Source organism: Streptomyces sp. NPDC059002 (assembly GCF_042740435.1).
Classification (GTDB): domain Bacteria; phylum Actinomycetota; class Actinomycetes; order Streptomycetales; family Streptomycetaceae; genus Streptomyces.
This window is the reverse complement of the sequence record NZ_JBHYJI010000011.1, coordinates 130,225-146,619: the sequence shown is the minus strand read 5'-3', so window position 1 is coordinate 146,619 and position 16,395 is coordinate 130,225. Positions and strand designations below refer to the sequence as shown.

Sequence of the window (16,395 nt, the reverse complement as noted above, 5' to 3'; positions counted from 1 at the left end):
ACAAGCGGACGTGCCGGATGCACGGAATCCCCCCACCTCAAAGATCAAGAGCGGGGGTAGTTATACGCATCTTCAGGTAATTCTCACAACTTGCTCATGGGATTCCACATGGTGCCATGATAATGAACACATCAAAAAACCCAATAAAGCCTGGCGAAACGGGCTTTAGGGTCATGAGGGCAGGGCTGCGAGCCAGTCAAGGAGAAGGGAGTTGGTCTCCTTCGGACGCTCCTGCTGCACCCAGTGGCCGCAGCCGTCGAGGATGTGTGACGCGGTCAGCGCGGGCATGGTCGTCGGGAACGCGGCGATCGCCTCACCGAACCACTGGGTCGGCCCGTCCAGGCTTCCGCCGATGAACAGGGAAGGCTGGACCAACGGGGCGCCGTGGTACTCGCGCAGATCCTGGCCATCACGGTCCATGGACCGGTAGCGGTTGAGCCCTCCGGTCAGTCCGGTGCGCTCGAACTCGGCGGCGTAGCAGTCCAGATCGGCCTCGGAGAGCCAGTCGGGCAGCGGCCCGGCGGGAAAGCGGTCGCGCATCCGGGCGCCCGGCGGGATCGTGAACGGATCCGGGCAGCCGGGATCTCCCATGCCCTCGGCGCCCAGGGCCGCGTAGCAACCGGCCAGCCAGCCGCGCACATCGGGTTCGATCTCGGCTTCGGCCCGGCCGGGCTGCTGAAAGTAGTCCAGGTAGAACTCGCCGTCCTGGGCCAAGGGGGCCAGGGCCTCGGTGAGTCTGATGTCCGCAGGCGGTACGTACGGCACGCTCAGCAGGGCCACGGCACGGAAGGTCTCCGGGTACGACAAGGCGGAGGCCGTGGCGATGGGCGCGCCCCAGTCGTGCCCGACGATGACGGCCGTCTCCTCGCCCAGAGCCGTCACGACGGCGTGATTGTCGGCCGCCAACGCCCCGATCCGGTACGCGTCCTGCTCAACCGGCTTCGAGGAACGCCCGTAGCCGCGCACGTCGATGGCGACCGCCCGGTAGCCCGCCTCGGCCACGACCGGCAACTGATGCCGCCAGGAGTACCAGGTCTCGGGAAACCCATGGACGAACAGGACGAGAGGGCCGCTGCCCATCTCGACGAGGTGAGTCCGGCCGGCAGGCGAGGACACGACTCGGTGAGCGACTGAGGGCTGAGCCGACGGTGACACGAGCGCCTCCAGGACAAGGGAGCGGGAACCCCGCCGGACGCCCTCCCAACGGGCCCCCGATCGAGATCTTCTGGCGCATCATGCCCATCCCCGGCCGGCATCAATCCGTCGCCGAACCCGCGAGCACCCACGCCGGTTCACTGCCGACGGCCGTCCCGGCCACGACCGACACAGTGTCCGAGTCCTGTCCAGGTCCTCCGCGACTGCCGCGCCGGAACGGTGGCAAAGACGGATCCTCTGGCCCGTTTCGGAGCCTGTGGAGAGCGTCAGCGGTTCCGGTCGGGCCCGGGGCCCGGCAGGAGGAAGGCGGTGAAGAAGGCCAGGGCGAGCAGGCCGGCTCCGCTCCACAGGGTGACCGTCATGGCAGCGGTGTACGGTCCGTGTGACCGCGTCCAAGTCGGGCATCGGGATGTCGGCGGGCGTCCCGGGTGCCCGTGTCACCAAGCGCGCCGACGGCCGTGTGCAGACCACTGTGTCCGTCCCGGGAACCGGCCTCAGCCATACGTCGGCCTGGAAACGCCCGAAGAAGTCGCCGACCACGCCTGCCCCGGTGAGCAGTGACCTGACGGCGGAGAAGCAGTCGCTTGAAGCGGATTACCGCACGCTTTACCGCACGGCCGTACAGCAGATGCGCGACAACGGGTTCACGGCAGAGGAGCTGATGTCCCAGCTCCAGGAACAGGGTCTCACCGACCGCTACCTTCTCGGCGCCGTCCGGGAGGCGGACAAGTACCTCAAGAGCGAGGCCAAGAAGACAGCCAAGAAGAACGCCGAGGCGGCCAAGGAGCAGGAACTGGACGAACTGGCCCGTGGCGCCGCGAAGATGCTGCGCGAGGGCATGAAGCCGCGGCACGTCGACGCCCAACTCAAGGAGCACGGCGTGGGGATGATGGCTCGCGGTGAGGTCATCAGCAGGGCCAAGAAATTCAACAAGCAGTTGCGGTGACGGTGCCTGAGGAATCCGGGACAGGATGCCCACCGCGTCGACGTCATTCGCCGCCAGCGCAGGTCGTCAGCAGGTCGTCAGCAGGCTGTCGAGGCGATCGAGGATCCAGGACCAGGATTCCTGGGTGTCCGGGGCACTGTGGCTGAAGCTGCCGGCCGCCTCCAGGCTGATGTAGCCGTGCAGGACGCTGCCCAGTAGGCGGACGGCGTGCGCCTGTTCGGGCTCGCCGAGGCCGTAGCCACGCAGGATGGCCCGGAGCATCCGGGAATGACGGAGGGCCGCGCTGTCGGCGGCGGCGTCCGGGGCGAGCCGGAGCTGGGTGGCGGCGTATCGGCCGGGGTGCTTTCGGGCGTAGTCACGGCAGACGTCGGCGAACGCGGCCAAGGCGTCCTTCCCGGCCCGCCCCGCCAGGGCGGCCGAGGCCTGGTCGGCGAGCTCTTCCAGGGCGAACAGGGCAATCCGAGTCCTGAGGTCCTGGAAGTTCTTGATGTGCGCGTACAGACTCGCCGTCTTGACGCCGCACCGCCGTGCAAGCTCCGTCGGGGTCACACGGTCGAAGCCGATCTCGTCGGCCAGTTCCACCCCTGCCCGCACCACCCGTTCCGTGGTGAGACCTGCGCGCGCTCCTGCCATCACTGCCCCCTTCAACGCCTCCACCCAAGCTCTAATCAAATTATGCATTTGCCTAATGTCATTAGGCAACCTAGCTTGTCCGTAGTGCCGCCGCCGACGGAGCGAGCGGCCCCTGCCGCGGTCGCGAACTGCCGCCAGGGCACGGCAAGTTGACAGGACATCAGTCCGCGGCGGCGGACGCCGGGGCCCGCCGGTGAGTTCGCCGTTCGTTCCGTGCGAGCGCGCCAGGACCTGGCAACCCACATCAGAAGGAATTCGGCATGCCCCCTGTTCCCCCGCCCTTCCGATCGTTCGTGGACGACATCCTGGACTCTCTCGCGGCCGCTCCCACACAAGAGGTGCTGGTCCACCAAGGGCGGCGCATCACTGCCGGTGCGTTCCATGATCTGGTCCACCGCCTTGCACGTGCGCTGCGTGCCCTGGGCCTGGAGCGCAAGCAGACGGTCACGCTGCTCAGCGGCAATCTCCCCGAAGTCCTGGCCGCCCGATACGCCGCCAACCTGCTGGGCTGCCAGGTCAACCACCTCTACGACAAACTCTCCGCCGACTCCCAGGCGGCCATCGTGCGCGATGTGGAGACCCGCGCGCTGATCGTGGACCCTGCCTGCGCGGAACGGGCCGCCGAGATCATCGCCCTGGCTCCGCCCCCGCACGTCCTGACCCTCGGCGTGAGCGATCTCGGCACCGACCTGCTGGAACTGGCCGCCGCCGAGTCCGCGGAGCCGATGCCGGGGCTGGCCCGCCCTCAGGACATCTGCTCCATCCGCCACACCGGGGGCACCACCGGCCACCCCAAGGGCATCTGCACCAGCTTCGAGAGAGCCGGCCGGATGCGGCGCAGGTTCGGCGCGGAAGACACCGGCAAACCCCGGCAGTTGGTGTGCACCACCCTCGCGCACGCCGCCGGTCTGGTCACCGACTACCTACTGGCCGAGGGCGGCACGGTCGTGCTGCTGGAAGACTTCGACCCGGGCGAGGTGCTCGCCATGATCGAACGTGAGCGCATCACCCACCTCTACGTACTGCCGCCCCTGCTGTACCGGCTCGTGGACCACCCTGACGCGGACCGCACCGACACCTCGAGCCTGCGTCAACTGATCTACGGCGGCTGCCAGGCGTCCCCGGCCCGCGTCGCCGACGCGATCCACCGCTTCGGCCCCGTCCTCCTGCAGGGCTACGGCCAGACGGAGTCCGGCAGCATCAGTGTCCTCGGGCCCGGGGACCACGACCTGGACCGCCCCGAGCGACTGCGCTCCGCGGGCAGGGTCCTCGACGGGGTCGAGGTGGCCGTCCGTGACGCGGACGGCCACGACCTCCCCCATGGTGAGCACGGCGAGATCTGCGTGCGGTCCCGGCACGTCATGCAGGGCTACTGGAAGCAGCCCGAACTGACCGCCGAGGTACTGCGGGACGGCTGGCTGCACACCGGTGACGTCGGATTCCTGGACGACGAGGGGTACTTGACCATCGTCGACCGGATCAAGGACATGATCGTCGTGGTCGGCGGTCACATCTACACCACCGAGCTGGAGGACCTGCTCAATTCCCACCCCCAGGTACGCCAGAGCGCAGTCTTCGGAGTGCACGACAGCGACCGCGCCGAGCAGGTGCACGCGGTGGTGGTGCGGACCCCGGAGGCCGGGACGGACGCGGACGAGCTGCGGGCCATGGTCCGCGAACAACGGGGCGCGCTGTACGAACCGGCGCACATCACCTTCGTCGACGCACTGCCGCTGACCGGTGCGGGCAAGCCGGACAAGAAGCTGCTGCGCTCGCGCGCCGCGCGGGAACAGGCCGTTCGCCACGTCGCCGTGCGGTCCGGCAAGTGACACCGCCGCGTGACGCGACCGGCCGGGCACTGACCTGAAGTCGGCTGGCAGGCCGTACATTTCCCCAACTGCCGCCTGAGACACGTGGATTCGCCGTAGCCTTTGATCGTGCCCAGGCACGGATCCTCCTGAACACCCCACGTCACCGGCCAACCAGGTACGGGACATCAAGAAGGAGGACTCTGATGCGCAAGCACATGGCGGAATGGTGCCGACGGCTCGGTCGTCGCGATCTGACGCTGATCGTCATCGCCAGTTTTGTGTCCGCGGTGGCGGCCAAGCTCGTGGACGCGACCCTGCCGCTGCTGTAAGCCGCTTCCCGGGGTCCCCCTAAGACCCCGGGAAGCGGCAGCTCAATCGGCGCCGCTCCCCCACGGGCTCCGCTCCACACCTGGAGCGGGGCCCGCGTGCTTCGCGCCCCCGGCCCCGCAGCACAGCCCCTCGACAGCTATGGGGCGGGAGTTTTGGTGTCACAGTCCAACTTCGCCGCCTGCCTGGCCAAGCTTCCCACGTGACAAGTCAGAGATTAGTGGAGTGCACGGTATTTCGGGGCTACGCTCCTGGCGGATCACTCAGCCGTGATCGGTCCGAGGTAGGTACCGCCGGAAACGTCGATGGTCTGGCCGGTCACCCAGCGCCCCTGCGGCCCCGAGAGGAAGCCCACGACGTCCGCGACGTCCTCCGGCTCGCCGATCCGTCCGAGCGCGGTGATCGACTCAAGTCCGGCGAGAGCCTCGGGGACAGCGGCGTAGGGGGCGATGATGTCGGTCAGCACCACCCCGGGCTCGACCGTGTTCACGGTGATCCCGCGCCGGCCCAGCTCGTTGGCGAGCGACGGGCCGAGCGCCGCCAGCGCCGCCTTGGTGACGGTGTAGCCGATCTGGAGGGGGTTCGCGATCCGGGTGGCCGCGGAGCCCATGTTGACGATCCGTCCGCCGTCCCGCAGCAGCGGCAGCGCCCGCTGGACCACGAAGACCGGCGTACTCACGTTGATCGCCAGCAGCTGCTCGAACTCCTCCTCGGTGAGCTTGCCGATCGACGTCGTGGAGTGGATGCCCGCGTTGTTGACCAGGATGTCCAGGCCGTCCGCGTCGTGGTCCGCCAGTCCGGCGGCGAGCCCCTCGAACAACCGGTCCACCGCACCTCTCTCGCCGAAGCGGGCCTGCACCGCGAACGCCCGGCCGCCGCTCTCGGCGATCTTCGCCACGGTCTGCGCGGCGGCCGCGTCGTTGCCGCCGTAGTGGACCGCGACCAGCGCCCCCTCGGCGGCGAGCCGCAGGGCGACCGCGCGCCCGATCCCGCGCGAGCCGCCCGTCACCAGCGCGGTCCTGCCGTCCAGTTCGCCCACGATCGCCTCATTCCCTCGTCATGCCCCCGGCCGGATCCGGGAACGATTCAGCCTAACCAGCGCCTGCAAGGGCCCAGTTGTGGGCTGTGTCGGAACGGAGGATCGAAGCGTCACAGGTCGTTGCCTGCGTACGAGAGGTTGAAGCTCTTGTTCGTCAGCGGAAAGTCCGGGACGATCGTGTCCGCCAACGCGACCGGCAGAGCAGGCCAGTTGAAGAAGGACGGGTCGACCGGCTTGACGCGGGCCAGGGTGCCGTCGGGGGCGAGCTCGACGCGGGTGGCGATGGTGCCGCGCCAGCCTTCGACCAGGCCCACACCCGTGCCCATACCCGTGCCCGTGCCCATACCCGGGCCCAGGGTCGGCACCGCGGGGGCGAGGGCGGCGCCCGGGGCCAGGCCGTCGGCCAGGTGCTTGATGAGTGCGAGGGACGTGTCGATCTCCTCCGCGCGGACCAGGAAGCGGGCCAGGACGTCGCCGGTGTCATGGACCGGGATGTCGAGCTGTGCGTCGTAGGCGAAGAAGGGATGGGCGATGCGGGCATCGCCGTCCAGGCCGCTGGCCCGCGCGACATAGCCGAGACAGCCGATGTCGCGCGCGGCCCGGGTGCTGAGCACGGCGGTGTTGGTGAAGCGGTCGCGGACGGTGGAGTGGCCCAGGGCGAGGTCGGTGATCTCGCGGATGTCGGCGCCGATCTCCGTCAGTCGGCGCGGATCGGGCAGTGTGCGCAGGGCGGCGCCGCCCGGGACGACGCCGCCGCGCAGCAGTCGGTGGCCGGTGGTGTCCTGGTTCAGGCGCAGGAGGTGTTCGCGGACGCGCTGGGCGTGGGCGTTGAGGATGCCGTGGCCGACGTCGTTGCAGAGCATGCCCAGGTCGGCGACGTGGTTGTGGACACGTTCGAGTTCGAGGAGGAGGGCGCGGGCCTGCTGGGCGCGGGCGGGGACAAGGGTGGCGGTGGCTTCTTCGACGGCCTGGCAGTAGGCGAGGGCGTGGCCGACTGCCGTGTCGCCGCTGATGCGTTCGGCCAGCGGCAGTCCGGCGGCGATGGAGCGGCCCTGGAAGAGCTTCTCGATGCCCTTGTGGACGAACCACAGGCGGGCCTTGAGCTTGAGGATGGTCTCGCCGACGACGGAGAAGCGGAAGTGGCCGGGTTCGATGAGCCCGGCGTGGACGGGGCCGACCGGGATCTCGTACACCCCGTCGCCCTCGACCTCGAAGAAGGGGTAGGGGCCTTCCTGTTCGCCGAAGGGCGGTGGGGCTCCCGCGTCGGGGCGCATGGGGTACCAGCCGCGCGGCCAGTGGAAGTGGCGCACCAGGCGTCGGGGCAGCGGGTGGTCGAGGGGGACGACGCCGTGCAGATCGCGCATCTCGCGCTCGAACCGGCCTGCGGGGAAGGAGAGTTGGGCCAGGGTCGGGATCTCGGGCCGGTCGGGATCGAGGCGTACGTGGAGTTCGATACGGGTGTCGGGCGGGCCGGAGACGAAGAGGTGGACGACGCGGATGGCGTCCGGGTCGTGGTGGGCGGCCACCAGCGCAAGTCGGTGTCCCTCGCGGAGCAGCGCCTCGACCCGTTCGGGCAGTTCGCCGGCGCCCAGTTCGTACACGGTGCGCATCGGTCAGTGGCCTTCCAGGACGGTGGCGGCGTGGGTCAGCAGGTCGCCGAGGGGGCCGGTGGCGATGCCGAGTGCGGCGCAGGCGGTGAGCCCCGTCAGCAGCGGCCACAGCGCGGCGGGGGCTTCGTCGGGCGTACGGGGAGTGGGTGCGGGGCCCAGGAGCATCCGGGCCGTGCGGGCGGCGATGGCGGCGAAGGCGATCAGGACGAGGAGCAGGGCCGCCGCCATGGGCCAGCCCATCCCGTCCGCGAATCCGGCGCGTGCGAGGGCGAGTTCGGAGGCGAAGAGGCTGAAGGGCGGGAAGCCGAGCAGGGCCACGACAGCCGCGCCGAGGCAGGCACCGAGCCAGGGGGAACGGGCGAACAGGCCGCGCACCCGGCCGATCCGTGCGGTGCCGGTCAGCTGGAGGACGCGGCCTGCGCCGCAGAACGCGACGGACTTGGCGAGGCCGTGCCCGGCGATGTGCAGCAGCGCGGCCGAGAGGGCGAGCGGGCTGCCGATGGCCGCACCCAGGGCGATCAGGCTCATGTGTTCCATGGACGAGTAGGCCAGCATGCGCTTGTAGTCGCGCTGGGCGAGCAGGAGGGCGGCGGCCAGGGCGAGGGTGAGCAGTGCGATCGCGGTCAGCAGAGCCCGCGTGAAGTCGCCGCCCAGGGCGGCGTCCGCGATGGCCTTGAAGCGCAGCACCGCGCCGAAGGCGACGGACAGCAGGACGCCGGACATCAGCGCGGAGACGGGGGCGGGAGCCTGGCTGTGGGCGTCCGGCAGCCAGGCGTGCAGCGGAACCAGTCCGGCCTTGGCGCCGAAGCCGAGGACGACGAGGGCGATGCCGAGGCGGGTGACCGCGGGGTCCAGCCGGTCGGCCCGTGCCACCAGGGTGGGCCAGTCCAGCGCCCATGTCTCGGAGATGCCCGCCTGCCGGGCGGCGTAGTAGATCAGCACGGTGCCGAGGAAGGCCAGGCCGATCCCGGCCGAACAGATCACCACGTACTTCCACGCGGCCTCGACGGAGGCGCGGGTGCGGCGGTGGCCGACCAGGAAGGCGGTGACGATGGTGGTGGCCTCGATGGCCACCCACAGCACGCCGAGGTTCGCGGTCACCACCGCCAGGCACATCGCGGCCAGGAACGCGTGGATCAGCAGGTGCAGGCGCCATGCGGTCTGCCCGGTGGCGCGCCCGGCCGCCCGTTCGCCCGCCAGATGCGCGGGAGTCGACGCGCAGGCCACGAAGGCGACCGCGCCGATCACCAGCAGCATCCAGGCGGTCAGCGCGTCGGCGCGAAGGAGTCCCGCGTACGCGGACACGGCGCCCTCGCTCAGCACCCGGGCGGCGAGCAGGCCACCACACGCCAAGATGACCGCGGGGGAAACGAGCCCGCCCCAGCCGCGCGTCGGCGGCTCCGGGTCCCCTTTCCCCGACTCCGGCTCCTCGGCGGCTTTCCCCGGCTCCGGCTCCTCGGCGACCGCGATCGGGGGGAGGCCCGCTCCGGTCGCCGCGGCCGGGACCAGTTCCCCGGCCGTGGGCACCATGGCGGCCTGCCGGGCCTGCCGACTCCCTGTGAGCGCGTACGCCCCGGCGACGGCCAGCGGCACGGCGGTCGGCAGGGTCAGGAGCGTGCTGGTGACGGTGGTGTTCATCAGTCGCGCAGCTCCCTCAGGTCGTCGATGTCGGTGGTGCCGAACGCCTCGCGCATCCGGGCCGTGAGCAGCTGCAGTACGAGTACGGCGAGCAACACGTCGAAGGAGACGCCGAGTTCGACGATCAGCGGCACTCCGGAGGCGGCGAGGAAGGCGGTGGCGGTGATGCCGTTGTCGAGGAGCAGGAAGCCGACCACCTGTGCCAGGGCTCTGCGGCGCGTGACCAGGACGAAGAAGCCGATCAGCAGGACCGCGATCCCCACCGGCAGCGCCCGCGTCGCCGGGGTCGGATCCAGTTCGACCAGCGGGCGGGCCACCGCATAGGCGAGCAGGGTCAGCGCGGCGGCGGTCAGCAGCGAGGCGGCGACGTTGACGACCGGCTGGGTCTCACGGGCCTCGTCGTGCGCGCGCCCGGCGACCAGGGCGATCAGGGCGCGGCGGATCAGGTACGGCAGCAGAGCGGCCCGCAGGAGTCCGATCCCGACCCCGACGCCGACCACGTCCCACCGCTCCTCGTGCACACCGAGGAGTACGGCGATGGCCGCGAGCGCGACGCCCTGCAGGGCGAAGACCCGCACGATGGCGGCGAGTTCACGCCGCCACAGCACCACGACCGCGGCCAGCAGGAAGGCCCCGCAGGCCAGGTCGAGGAGCTGGGTGAACAGGCTCTCGCTCATGACGACGCCCTCACTCTCCGCTCAGGAAGTACGAGGCGGTCACGGCGAGCAGCGCCAACAGGAAGGACCCGGCGAGCAGTTCGGGGACCCGGAACAGGCGCAGCTTCGCCCAGAACACCTCGGCCGCGGCAAGGACCATCCCAAGGAGTGCGACCTTGAGGACGAGCAGGACAAGGGCGAGCAGCACCGCCGCGAGGGAGGCGGCGCCCGTGGCGATGCCCCACGGCGCGAACAGCGACGCCAACAGGCCGAGCAGCACGGTAAGGCGCAGCTGCGAGCCGTACTCGACGAGCGCCAGGTCGGGGCCCGCGTACTCCAGGACCATCGCCTCGTGCACCATGGTCAGCTCCAGGTGCGTGGACGGATTGTCCACCGGCAGGCGTCCGGTCTCGGCGAGCACCGCCACCGCGAGCGCGGCGACGGCGAGGAGACCGGCCGGCGATGTGAGGCGGGCCGGCTCGTCGACCGCACCGGCGACGATGACCGGCAGATTGGTCGAACCGGCCGGTATCGACAGCGCGAACACCGACATCAGGATGGTCGGTTCGACCAGGGCCGCGATCGTCATCTCGCGCGATGCCCCCATGCCGCCGAAAGCTGTTCCCGTGTCGAGCCCGGCGAGGGCGAGAGCAAGGGTGCCCAGGGCCAGGAGCCCCACCACCAGGATGAGGTCGGCCCGGTCACTGACCGGCGTACGCGTGGACACCAGCGGCACCAGTGCGCTCAGGACCAGCGTGGTGGCGACCAGGAGGGGCGGCGCCCAGCGGAAGGCGGGCCCCGTGCCGGTCGGGGTGATCGGCTCCTTGCGCAGCAACTTGCGTACGTCCCGCCAAGGTTGGAGCACGCCCGCCCCGGCCCGCCCTTCCAGCCGGGCCCGGGTCTGCCGCATCAGCCCGGCGAGCAGTGGAGCCCCCGCCCCCACCGCGGCCAGCTGGGCCGTGACGGCCGCGTATCCCGTCGCCGTGTTCACCAGCCCACCACCAGCACGACCAGGACGGTGATCAGGCCGAAGAAGCCATAGCCGAGGTAGAGGTGCACGCTGCCGTTCGCCAGGCGTCTGGCCGACTGCCCGGCCGCGGCGAGGAAGGCCAGGACCGGCCGGTACAGGCGGTGTTCGAGACGGTCGGGCACGCGGTTGCGGAAGCGCACCCGCTCCACGAGATACGTCGATTCGCCGGCGTGCGTCACGTTCACGTCCTGCTCCGGAGCCAGTACGTCGTCGAAGACCCGCTGCAGCGGTTCGGCGAACGAGGTCGCCGTATAGGCCATGCGCGGTGTCGGCGCACCCCCGCCGCAGTCCCACAGTTTCGCGTTCCTGCGCCGCTCGCGGCGCCGTGCCGTCAGCCGTACGATCCCCAGCACTCCGGCCAGGGCGAGGGTGAGGGCGGCCACCGCCCACAGGGGCGACAGCGTCGCGGACACCTCGTCGAGCCGTACGCGCAGTCCGCCGCCCGACAGCGGCCGCGCCCCGCTCAGCCCGGCCTCCGCGACCGCGCGGTCCAGGCCGCCGCCGAGGAGTCCGGGCACCAGTGCGAGGGCCACGCACAGGGCCGCGAGCAGGCCCATCCCGGCGAGCATCGGCAGCGGTGACTCCTTGGCATCGGCGGCCGCCCGGCTGCGCGGGCGGGCGAAGAACCCCACGCCCAGCGCCTTGACGAAGACCGCTGCCGCGAGCCCCGCCGACAGGGCGATCACCGCGACCGCGAGCGGCAGCACAAGGACGGTGGTCACCCCGGGCACCGCGAGCCCGTGGATCGTCGACTGGAGCAGCAGCCACTCGCTGATGAATCCGTTGCCCGGCGGCAGGGCCACCGCGCCCAGGGCGGCGAGCGCGAAAAGACCGGCGGTCACCGGCATCCGCTCCCGCAGCCCGCCGAGCCGGTCCAGATCCCGCTCGCCGGTGGCCCGCAGCACCGAGCCCGCCGCGCAGAACAACAGGGCCTTGAAAGCGGCGTGGTTGACCAGGTGCAGCAGCGCCGCCGCGAGCGCGAGCCCCGCGAGGTCACCGTTCCCGGCGTGCGCGAACAGGCCCGCCGCCCCCGTCCCGAGGACGACGAGTCCCATGTTCTCGCTGGTCGAGTACGCCAGGAGGCGCTTGAGGTCCGAGGCCATGGCGGCCTGCAGGATCCCGTACACCGCCGACAGGCCGCCCAGCGCCATCACCAGGAGCCACCACCAGGCCGGTCCCCCGCCGAGCAGGTCGAAGCCGACGCGTACGAGCCCGTAGACGCCGAGGTTGACCATGGCGGCGCTCATCAACGCCGAGACGGCGCTGGGCGCTTCGGGGTGCGCACGCGGCAGCCAGGCGTGCAGGGGCACCAGGCCCGCCTTGGACGTGAACGCGACCGCCGCCAGGACGAACACCAGGCCGCGCACCGCCGGGGGCAGCTGCCCGGCACCCGCGCGCAGGGCCACGAAGCTCTCGCCTCCGGCCCCTGCGGCGTAGACGAGCAGCCCTGCCAGGAGCAGTACGAGCCCCAGGTGGGTCATCACCGCATACCAGACGCCCGCCACCCGCACCGAGGCGCGGGCGCGGTGTTCGGCCAGGACGAGCAACAGCGAGGTGAGCGCCATCAGTTCCCACAGCGCCAGGAACGTCGACACGGACGCGGCCACCGGCACAAGCAGCAAGGTCAGCCCGAAGAGCGGAAGCACCGCCTGCACGCCGCGCGAGCCGAAGCCGTGGGGGCCAGAGCCGTGCGAGCCGAAGCCGCGGGAGCCAGAACCGTGAGGGCCAGAGCTGTCCGAGCCAGAACCGTGCGATCTGTGCGATCCGTGCCCGCCCGCATACCCGATCCCGTAGACGGCTACCGCCGCGACCACGACCCCGGCCACCGCCATGAACAGGCCCGACAGCGCGTCCACCGCCAGATCCGCCCCGGCCAGCGGCAGCACCCCGGGCAGCCGGGCCGCCCACCGCTCGCCGCCCAGTGCAGCCACACCCGACGCACCACCGGCCACCCCCACCCCCGCCGTCAATGCCCCGCCCACCGGCGCCCGCGCCCGGCCCGGCAGTACGAGCCCGGCCACCGCACCGGCCACCCCCAGGCCCGAGGCCGCGGCGAGGGCGGCCGGGATGACGCTCACCGGCCGGTCACCCTCCGCAGCGCGGCCACGATCGTCTGCGGCTCCGGCGGGCATCCTGGCACGCGCAGATCCACGGGCACGACCTCGTCGACGGCGCCCACCACCCCGTAACCACCGGCGAATTCCCCGCAGTTCAGCGCGCAGTCCCCGACCGCGACCACCAGGCGCGGCTCGGGCATCGCGGCGACCGTGCGCCGCAGCGGTTCCGCCATGTTCCGCGTCACGGGCCCGGTCACCAGCGCCACGTCCGCATGCCGGGGCGAGGCCACCAGGCGTGCCCCGTACCGCTCGGCGTCGTACACCGGGTTGAAGGCCGCCGCGATCTCGATCTCACAGCCGTTGCACGAACCCGCGTCCACGCAGCGCACCTGCACGGAACCACCGAACTCCCCGGCGCCCTGGGGCGGTTCACCCTCCATCAGCGGCGGAGCTTCCTCCGCCACCCGTCCGGTATCGCGGATCTTGCGCAGCAGGCCCATGAACGCCCTTCCCGAATCCTGTCGAGACCTCTCCTCCCCTGGCGGCTAACAGAGGGCCCCGACAGCGGAGTTACGGCACTTTCCTCACACTTTGCCCTGCTTGGTGATTCTTTGCCCAGCAGGACCGTGCCGGGCAAGGCGGTCGCCTCCCGCCGCTGACCAGTACGGCCGCCCCGGCCGGACCACGGCGCATCGCATCCACCCACTCAGAATCCGGACGTGAACACCGACTTCCTGAGTCCGGCGGCAGCACACCAGGTGATGAACTCAGGAATTGCCAACATTAGCAACTCCATAGGTCCCGTGAGGGAGGCTGGCGCGAGAATGACGCCGCCGCGAGGTCCAGGCGTGGCCTGGTCCAAGTGCACCGCCCGTCGACTCAAGTACCGCCCAAGCGCGGCCAGTTCGGATGAGCGAAGCCCGCGCTGCGGCGCCGCCCGCACTCCCCGCGGGTGGCGGCCTGTGCGTCGACGGCGACACGCGCGCCACCGCTGCGCTCTCTTGCGCGAGAGTCCCGCGCCGGGCGCGGCAGCAAAGGGCAAAGCGGAATCCGGAGCAAGCTCGCGGCGATCGGCGTCAGAAGCCTCCGGCAGATGTATTGACTCAGAGTCAAACCCATCAGTAACTTCAAGATGGCATCGCTGAACTCCCCTGCCACAGCAGGATCGTTGTTGGCGTTGAGCCCACGCGTCGTCGGGTTCGTCACGCCTTTCGCTCCTCGCACCTTCGAAGCAGTCCGGCACTTCTGCCGCATCTCGCCTTGGCCCGGGGTGTGCACCTTCCGCCCCCGTCGAAGGCCGCGCGGCTCCCGCACGGATTCCTCGCACGACTCACGTGAAGGAGAATCAGATGCACCTGCGCGCCCCCGCACGGCGCCTCACCGGCGCCCTCGCCGCGGTCGGCACCACGGCTGTGCTCGGCCTCACCGCCTCGGCCACAGAGGCCGCCACCGCCGCCGCCACAGAGCCACTGCCCTACGTCGCCCTCGGCGACAGCTACAGCGCGGCCTCCGGCAACTTCCCCCTCGACCCCGCAGCCCCGCTGCTGTGTGCCCGGTCGACGACGAACTACCCCCACGTCATCGCCAAGCGCATCGGCGCCCACCTCCAGGACGTCACCTGTGGTGGGGCTCAGACCAAGGACTTCACGACCCCTCAGTACCCGGGTGTCGCCCCGCAGCTCGACGCGGTCAAGCCCGGCACCAAGCTGGTCACGATGACCATCGGCGGCAACGACAACAACACCTTCATCAGCTCCGTCCTGGCCTGCGGCGCGGCCGGCGTGCTCAGTGGCGGCCAGGGCAGCCCGTGCAAGGACATCTTCAAGGACAGCCTCGCCCAGGCGGTCGAGGCGAAGACCGGACCGGCCGTCACAGCCGCGCTGCGAGCGGTCAGGCACAAGGCCCCCGCGGCGCGCGTGGCGATCCTCGGGTACCCGTCGATCCTGCCCGCCAAGGCGGACCCGTCCTGCTTCGCCAGGATGCCGATCGCCTCCGGGGACGTCCCCTTCCTGCATGACCTGGAGACCCGTCTCAACCGGGTCATCGAGCGGGCTGCCGCCGAGTCCGGTGCCACGTTCGTCGACATGGCCGCGGCATCGAAGGGCCACGACGCGTGCAAGCCCGTCGGCACCCGCTGGATCGAACCGGTCGTCCCGCACGCCAGCCTCGCATCGGTCCACCCCAACGCCTTGGGCGAGGCCAAGATGGCCGAGCACACCATCCAGGCGCTGAACCTCGACTGAACCCTGTCGGACGGGTCGTTGTGCCCGGGTGGCTCGGGGTGTTCTGGAGCTGGCCACCGGCTGTTACAGGCCGATGCAGGTACCAGTCGGCGGCCGGTTCCTTCCGGCCTTGGAAGACCGTCGCGCCGAGGGACACCAAGCCGGGTGACGCGCTGACGTACACCGTCACCGTCACCAACAAGAGCACCGACGCCGACTACACCGGTGCCTCCTTCACCGACGACCTGAGCGGAGTCCTCGACGACGCCACGTACAACGGCGACGCCCGGGCCGGCGTGGGCACGGTGAGCTATGCCCGGCCCCGGCTGACCTGGACGGGCGACCTGCCGGGCGGGGCCGTCGCGACCGTCACCTACTCGGTGAAGGTCGCCAAGCCCCCGCGCGGCGACAAGAAGCTGCGCAACAAGGTCACCAGTCCGGACCAGACCAACTGCCCGCTGCCGATGCCCCGCTCGGGACGCTCGGCACGCGCCGCGATCGACCCGCGGTGCACGACCACCACACCCGTCCAGTCCCTCACCCTCCGCAAGACGGCATCCCCGTCCACCAAGGTCCAACCCGGCGGTACGGTCACCTACACCCTGACCATCACCAACACCGGGGCGACGGCATACGACCGCGCCGTCGTACGCGACAACCTCACGCGGGTCCTCGACGACGCCCGCTACAACGGCGACGCGACCGCCACCGCGGGCGCCATCGCCGTATCCGGCTCCCGCCTCACATGGAGCGGTCCGCTGGCCGCCGGAGAGTCGGTGACCGTCACCTACTCGGTGACGGTCGACGCCAAGCCGAAGGGCGACCGCAGGCTGCGCAACGCGGTCACCACCACCGCACCCGGCGGCACCTGCGTCATCGGCACGGAACCCGGCTGCACCACGACCACGATCGTGCGGCCGCCCACGCCGGTGCTGCCGCCGACCGGCAACAACGGCATCGGCTGGTGGGGAGCCGGGCTCGCCGTGCTCCTCACGGGGGCCGGGGCACTGCTGTTCGGCTGGTCCAGGCGCCGGGAGCACCCGTCGCGCCCGTAAGGCGCCACTGAGGAGGCAACGACAGGCGCGGCCCACCGGTTCTCCGGTGGGCCGCAGCCAGTGGATCCCGGATCATGTCCACGGGACGGAGAGCGGGCGATCAGGGCCTCTCAATTGGTTCAACCCAGGGAAAAGTGAAGCTTTCACGGACGCCTGGTCGTCGACGGCGTTGCGAGGATCCTGTCCGTGGGTTCCGCCGCGGCCCTTCTCGGCGCC

At 70.9% G+C, this 16,395-nt stretch carries 14 protein-coding genes; 5 read left to right on the top strand and 9 right to left on the bottom strand.

Annotation, left to right across the window (positions count from 1 at the left end; translation table 11 throughout):
• Positions 1 to 171: 171 nt before the first annotated feature.
• Positions 172 to 1,080 carry an alpha/beta fold hydrolase gene (locus ACFWZ2_RS13375; RefSeq protein ID WP_384545201.1) on the bottom strand — a complete coding sequence of 303 codons (909 nt, stop codon included), beginning with the start codon at positions 1,078 to 1,080 and terminating at the stop codon, positions 172 to 174.
• Between the two features lie 457 nt (positions 1,081 to 1,537).
• Between ACFWZ2_RS13375 and ACFWZ2_RS13370 the strand changes: the two genes are divergently transcribed.
• The gene (locus ACFWZ2_RS13370) at positions 1,538 to 2,101 is read left to right on the top strand and encodes a DUF4236 domain-containing protein (RefSeq protein ID WP_384545200.1); all 564 of its coding nucleotides are present in this window, start codon (positions 1,538 to 1,540) and stop codon (positions 2,099 to 2,101) included.
• Positions 2,102 to 2,167: 66 nt separating this feature from the next.
• On the opposite strand, the gene ACFWZ2_RS13365 is transcribed toward ACFWZ2_RS13370, so the two are convergent.
• Complete coding sequence (locus ACFWZ2_RS13365; protein WP_384545199.1) at positions 2,168 to 2,734, bottom strand: TetR/AcrR family transcriptional regulator; 567 nt, start codon at positions 2,732 to 2,734, stop codon at positions 2,168 to 2,170.
• A gap of 260 nt (positions 2,735 to 2,994) precedes the next feature.
• On the opposite strand from ACFWZ2_RS13365, the gene ACFWZ2_RS13360 reads away from it, so the two are divergent.
• Together ACFWZ2_RS13360 and ACFWZ2_RS13355 are read left to right on the top strand one after the other, a co-directional pair.
• Positions 2,995 to 4,563: an AMP-binding protein gene (locus tag ACFWZ2_RS13360; protein WP_384545198.1), complete on the top strand. Its 1,569-nt coding sequence runs from the start codon at positions 2,995 to 2,997 to the stop codon at positions 4,561 to 4,563.
• Positions 4,564 to 4,748: 185 nt separating this feature from the next.
• Complete coding sequence (locus ACFWZ2_RS13355; protein WP_384545197.1) at positions 4,749 to 4,874, top strand: hypothetical protein; 126 nt, start codon at positions 4,749 to 4,751, stop codon at positions 4,872 to 4,874.
• 257 nt (positions 4,875 to 5,131) lie between these two features.
• On the opposite strand, the gene ACFWZ2_RS13350 is transcribed toward ACFWZ2_RS13355, so the two are convergent.
• The 7 genes from ACFWZ2_RS13350 to ACFWZ2_RS13320 all read right to left on the bottom strand — a co-directional run bounded on the left by ACFWZ2_RS13350 (position 5,132) and on the right by ACFWZ2_RS13320 (position 13,402).
• A complete protein-coding gene (locus tag ACFWZ2_RS13350; RefSeq protein WP_384545196.1) occupies positions 5,132 to 5,911 on the bottom strand; it encodes an SDR family NAD(P)-dependent oxidoreductase in 780 nt (259 codons plus the stop codon).
• Positions 5,912 to 6,021: 110 nt separating this feature from the next.
• A complete protein-coding gene (locus tag ACFWZ2_RS13345) occupies positions 6,022 to 7,521 on the bottom strand; it encodes an NADH-quinone oxidoreductase subunit C (RefSeq protein WP_384545195.1) in 1,500 nt (499 codons plus the stop codon).
• A gap of 3 nt (positions 7,522 to 7,524) precedes the next feature.
• On the bottom strand, positions 7,525 to 9,159 hold the full coding sequence (locus tag ACFWZ2_RS13340; protein WP_384545194.1) for a proton-conducting transporter membrane subunit: 1,635 nt from the start codon (positions 9,157 to 9,159) through the stop codon (positions 7,525 to 7,527).
• Entirely contained in the window at positions 9,159 to 9,836 is a 678-nt protein-coding gene (locus ACFWZ2_RS13335; protein WP_384545193.1) for a hypothetical protein, read from the bottom strand. The genes ACFWZ2_RS13340 and ACFWZ2_RS13335 overlap by 1 nt, the downstream gene beginning before the upstream one ends.
• Before the next feature lie 10 nt (positions 9,837 to 9,846).
• Positions 9,847 to 10,806, bottom strand: coding sequence for a respiratory chain complex I subunit 1 family protein (locus ACFWZ2_RS13330; protein ID WP_384545192.1), 960 nt, complete (start codon positions 10,804 to 10,806; stop codon positions 9,847 to 9,849).
• Complete coding sequence (locus ACFWZ2_RS13325; RefSeq protein WP_384545191.1) at positions 10,803 to 12,923, bottom strand: proton-conducting transporter membrane subunit; 2,121 nt, start codon at positions 12,921 to 12,923, stop codon at positions 10,803 to 10,805. The genes ACFWZ2_RS13330 and ACFWZ2_RS13325 overlap by 4 nt, the downstream gene beginning before the upstream one ends.
• Positions 12,920 to 13,402: an NADH-quinone oxidoreductase subunit B family protein gene (locus ACFWZ2_RS13320; RefSeq protein ID WP_384545190.1), complete on the bottom strand. Its 483-nt coding sequence runs from the start codon at positions 13,400 to 13,402 to the stop codon at positions 12,920 to 12,922. Before ACFWZ2_RS13320 ends, ACFWZ2_RS13325 begins: the two co-directional genes overlap by 4 nt.
• An 849-nt stretch (positions 13,403 to 14,251) precedes the next feature.
• Between ACFWZ2_RS13320 and ACFWZ2_RS13315 the strand changes: the two genes are divergently transcribed.
• Complete coding sequence (locus ACFWZ2_RS13315; protein WP_384545189.1) at positions 14,252 to 15,145, top strand: SGNH/GDSL hydrolase family protein; 894 nt, start codon at positions 14,252 to 14,254, stop codon at positions 15,143 to 15,145.
• 38 nt (positions 15,146 to 15,183) lie between these two features.
• Complete coding sequence (locus ACFWZ2_RS13310; protein WP_384545188.1) at positions 15,184 to 16,179, top strand: hypothetical protein; 996 nt, start codon at positions 15,184 to 15,186, stop codon at positions 16,177 to 16,179.
• Positions 16,180 to 16,395 lie beyond the last annotated feature (216 nt).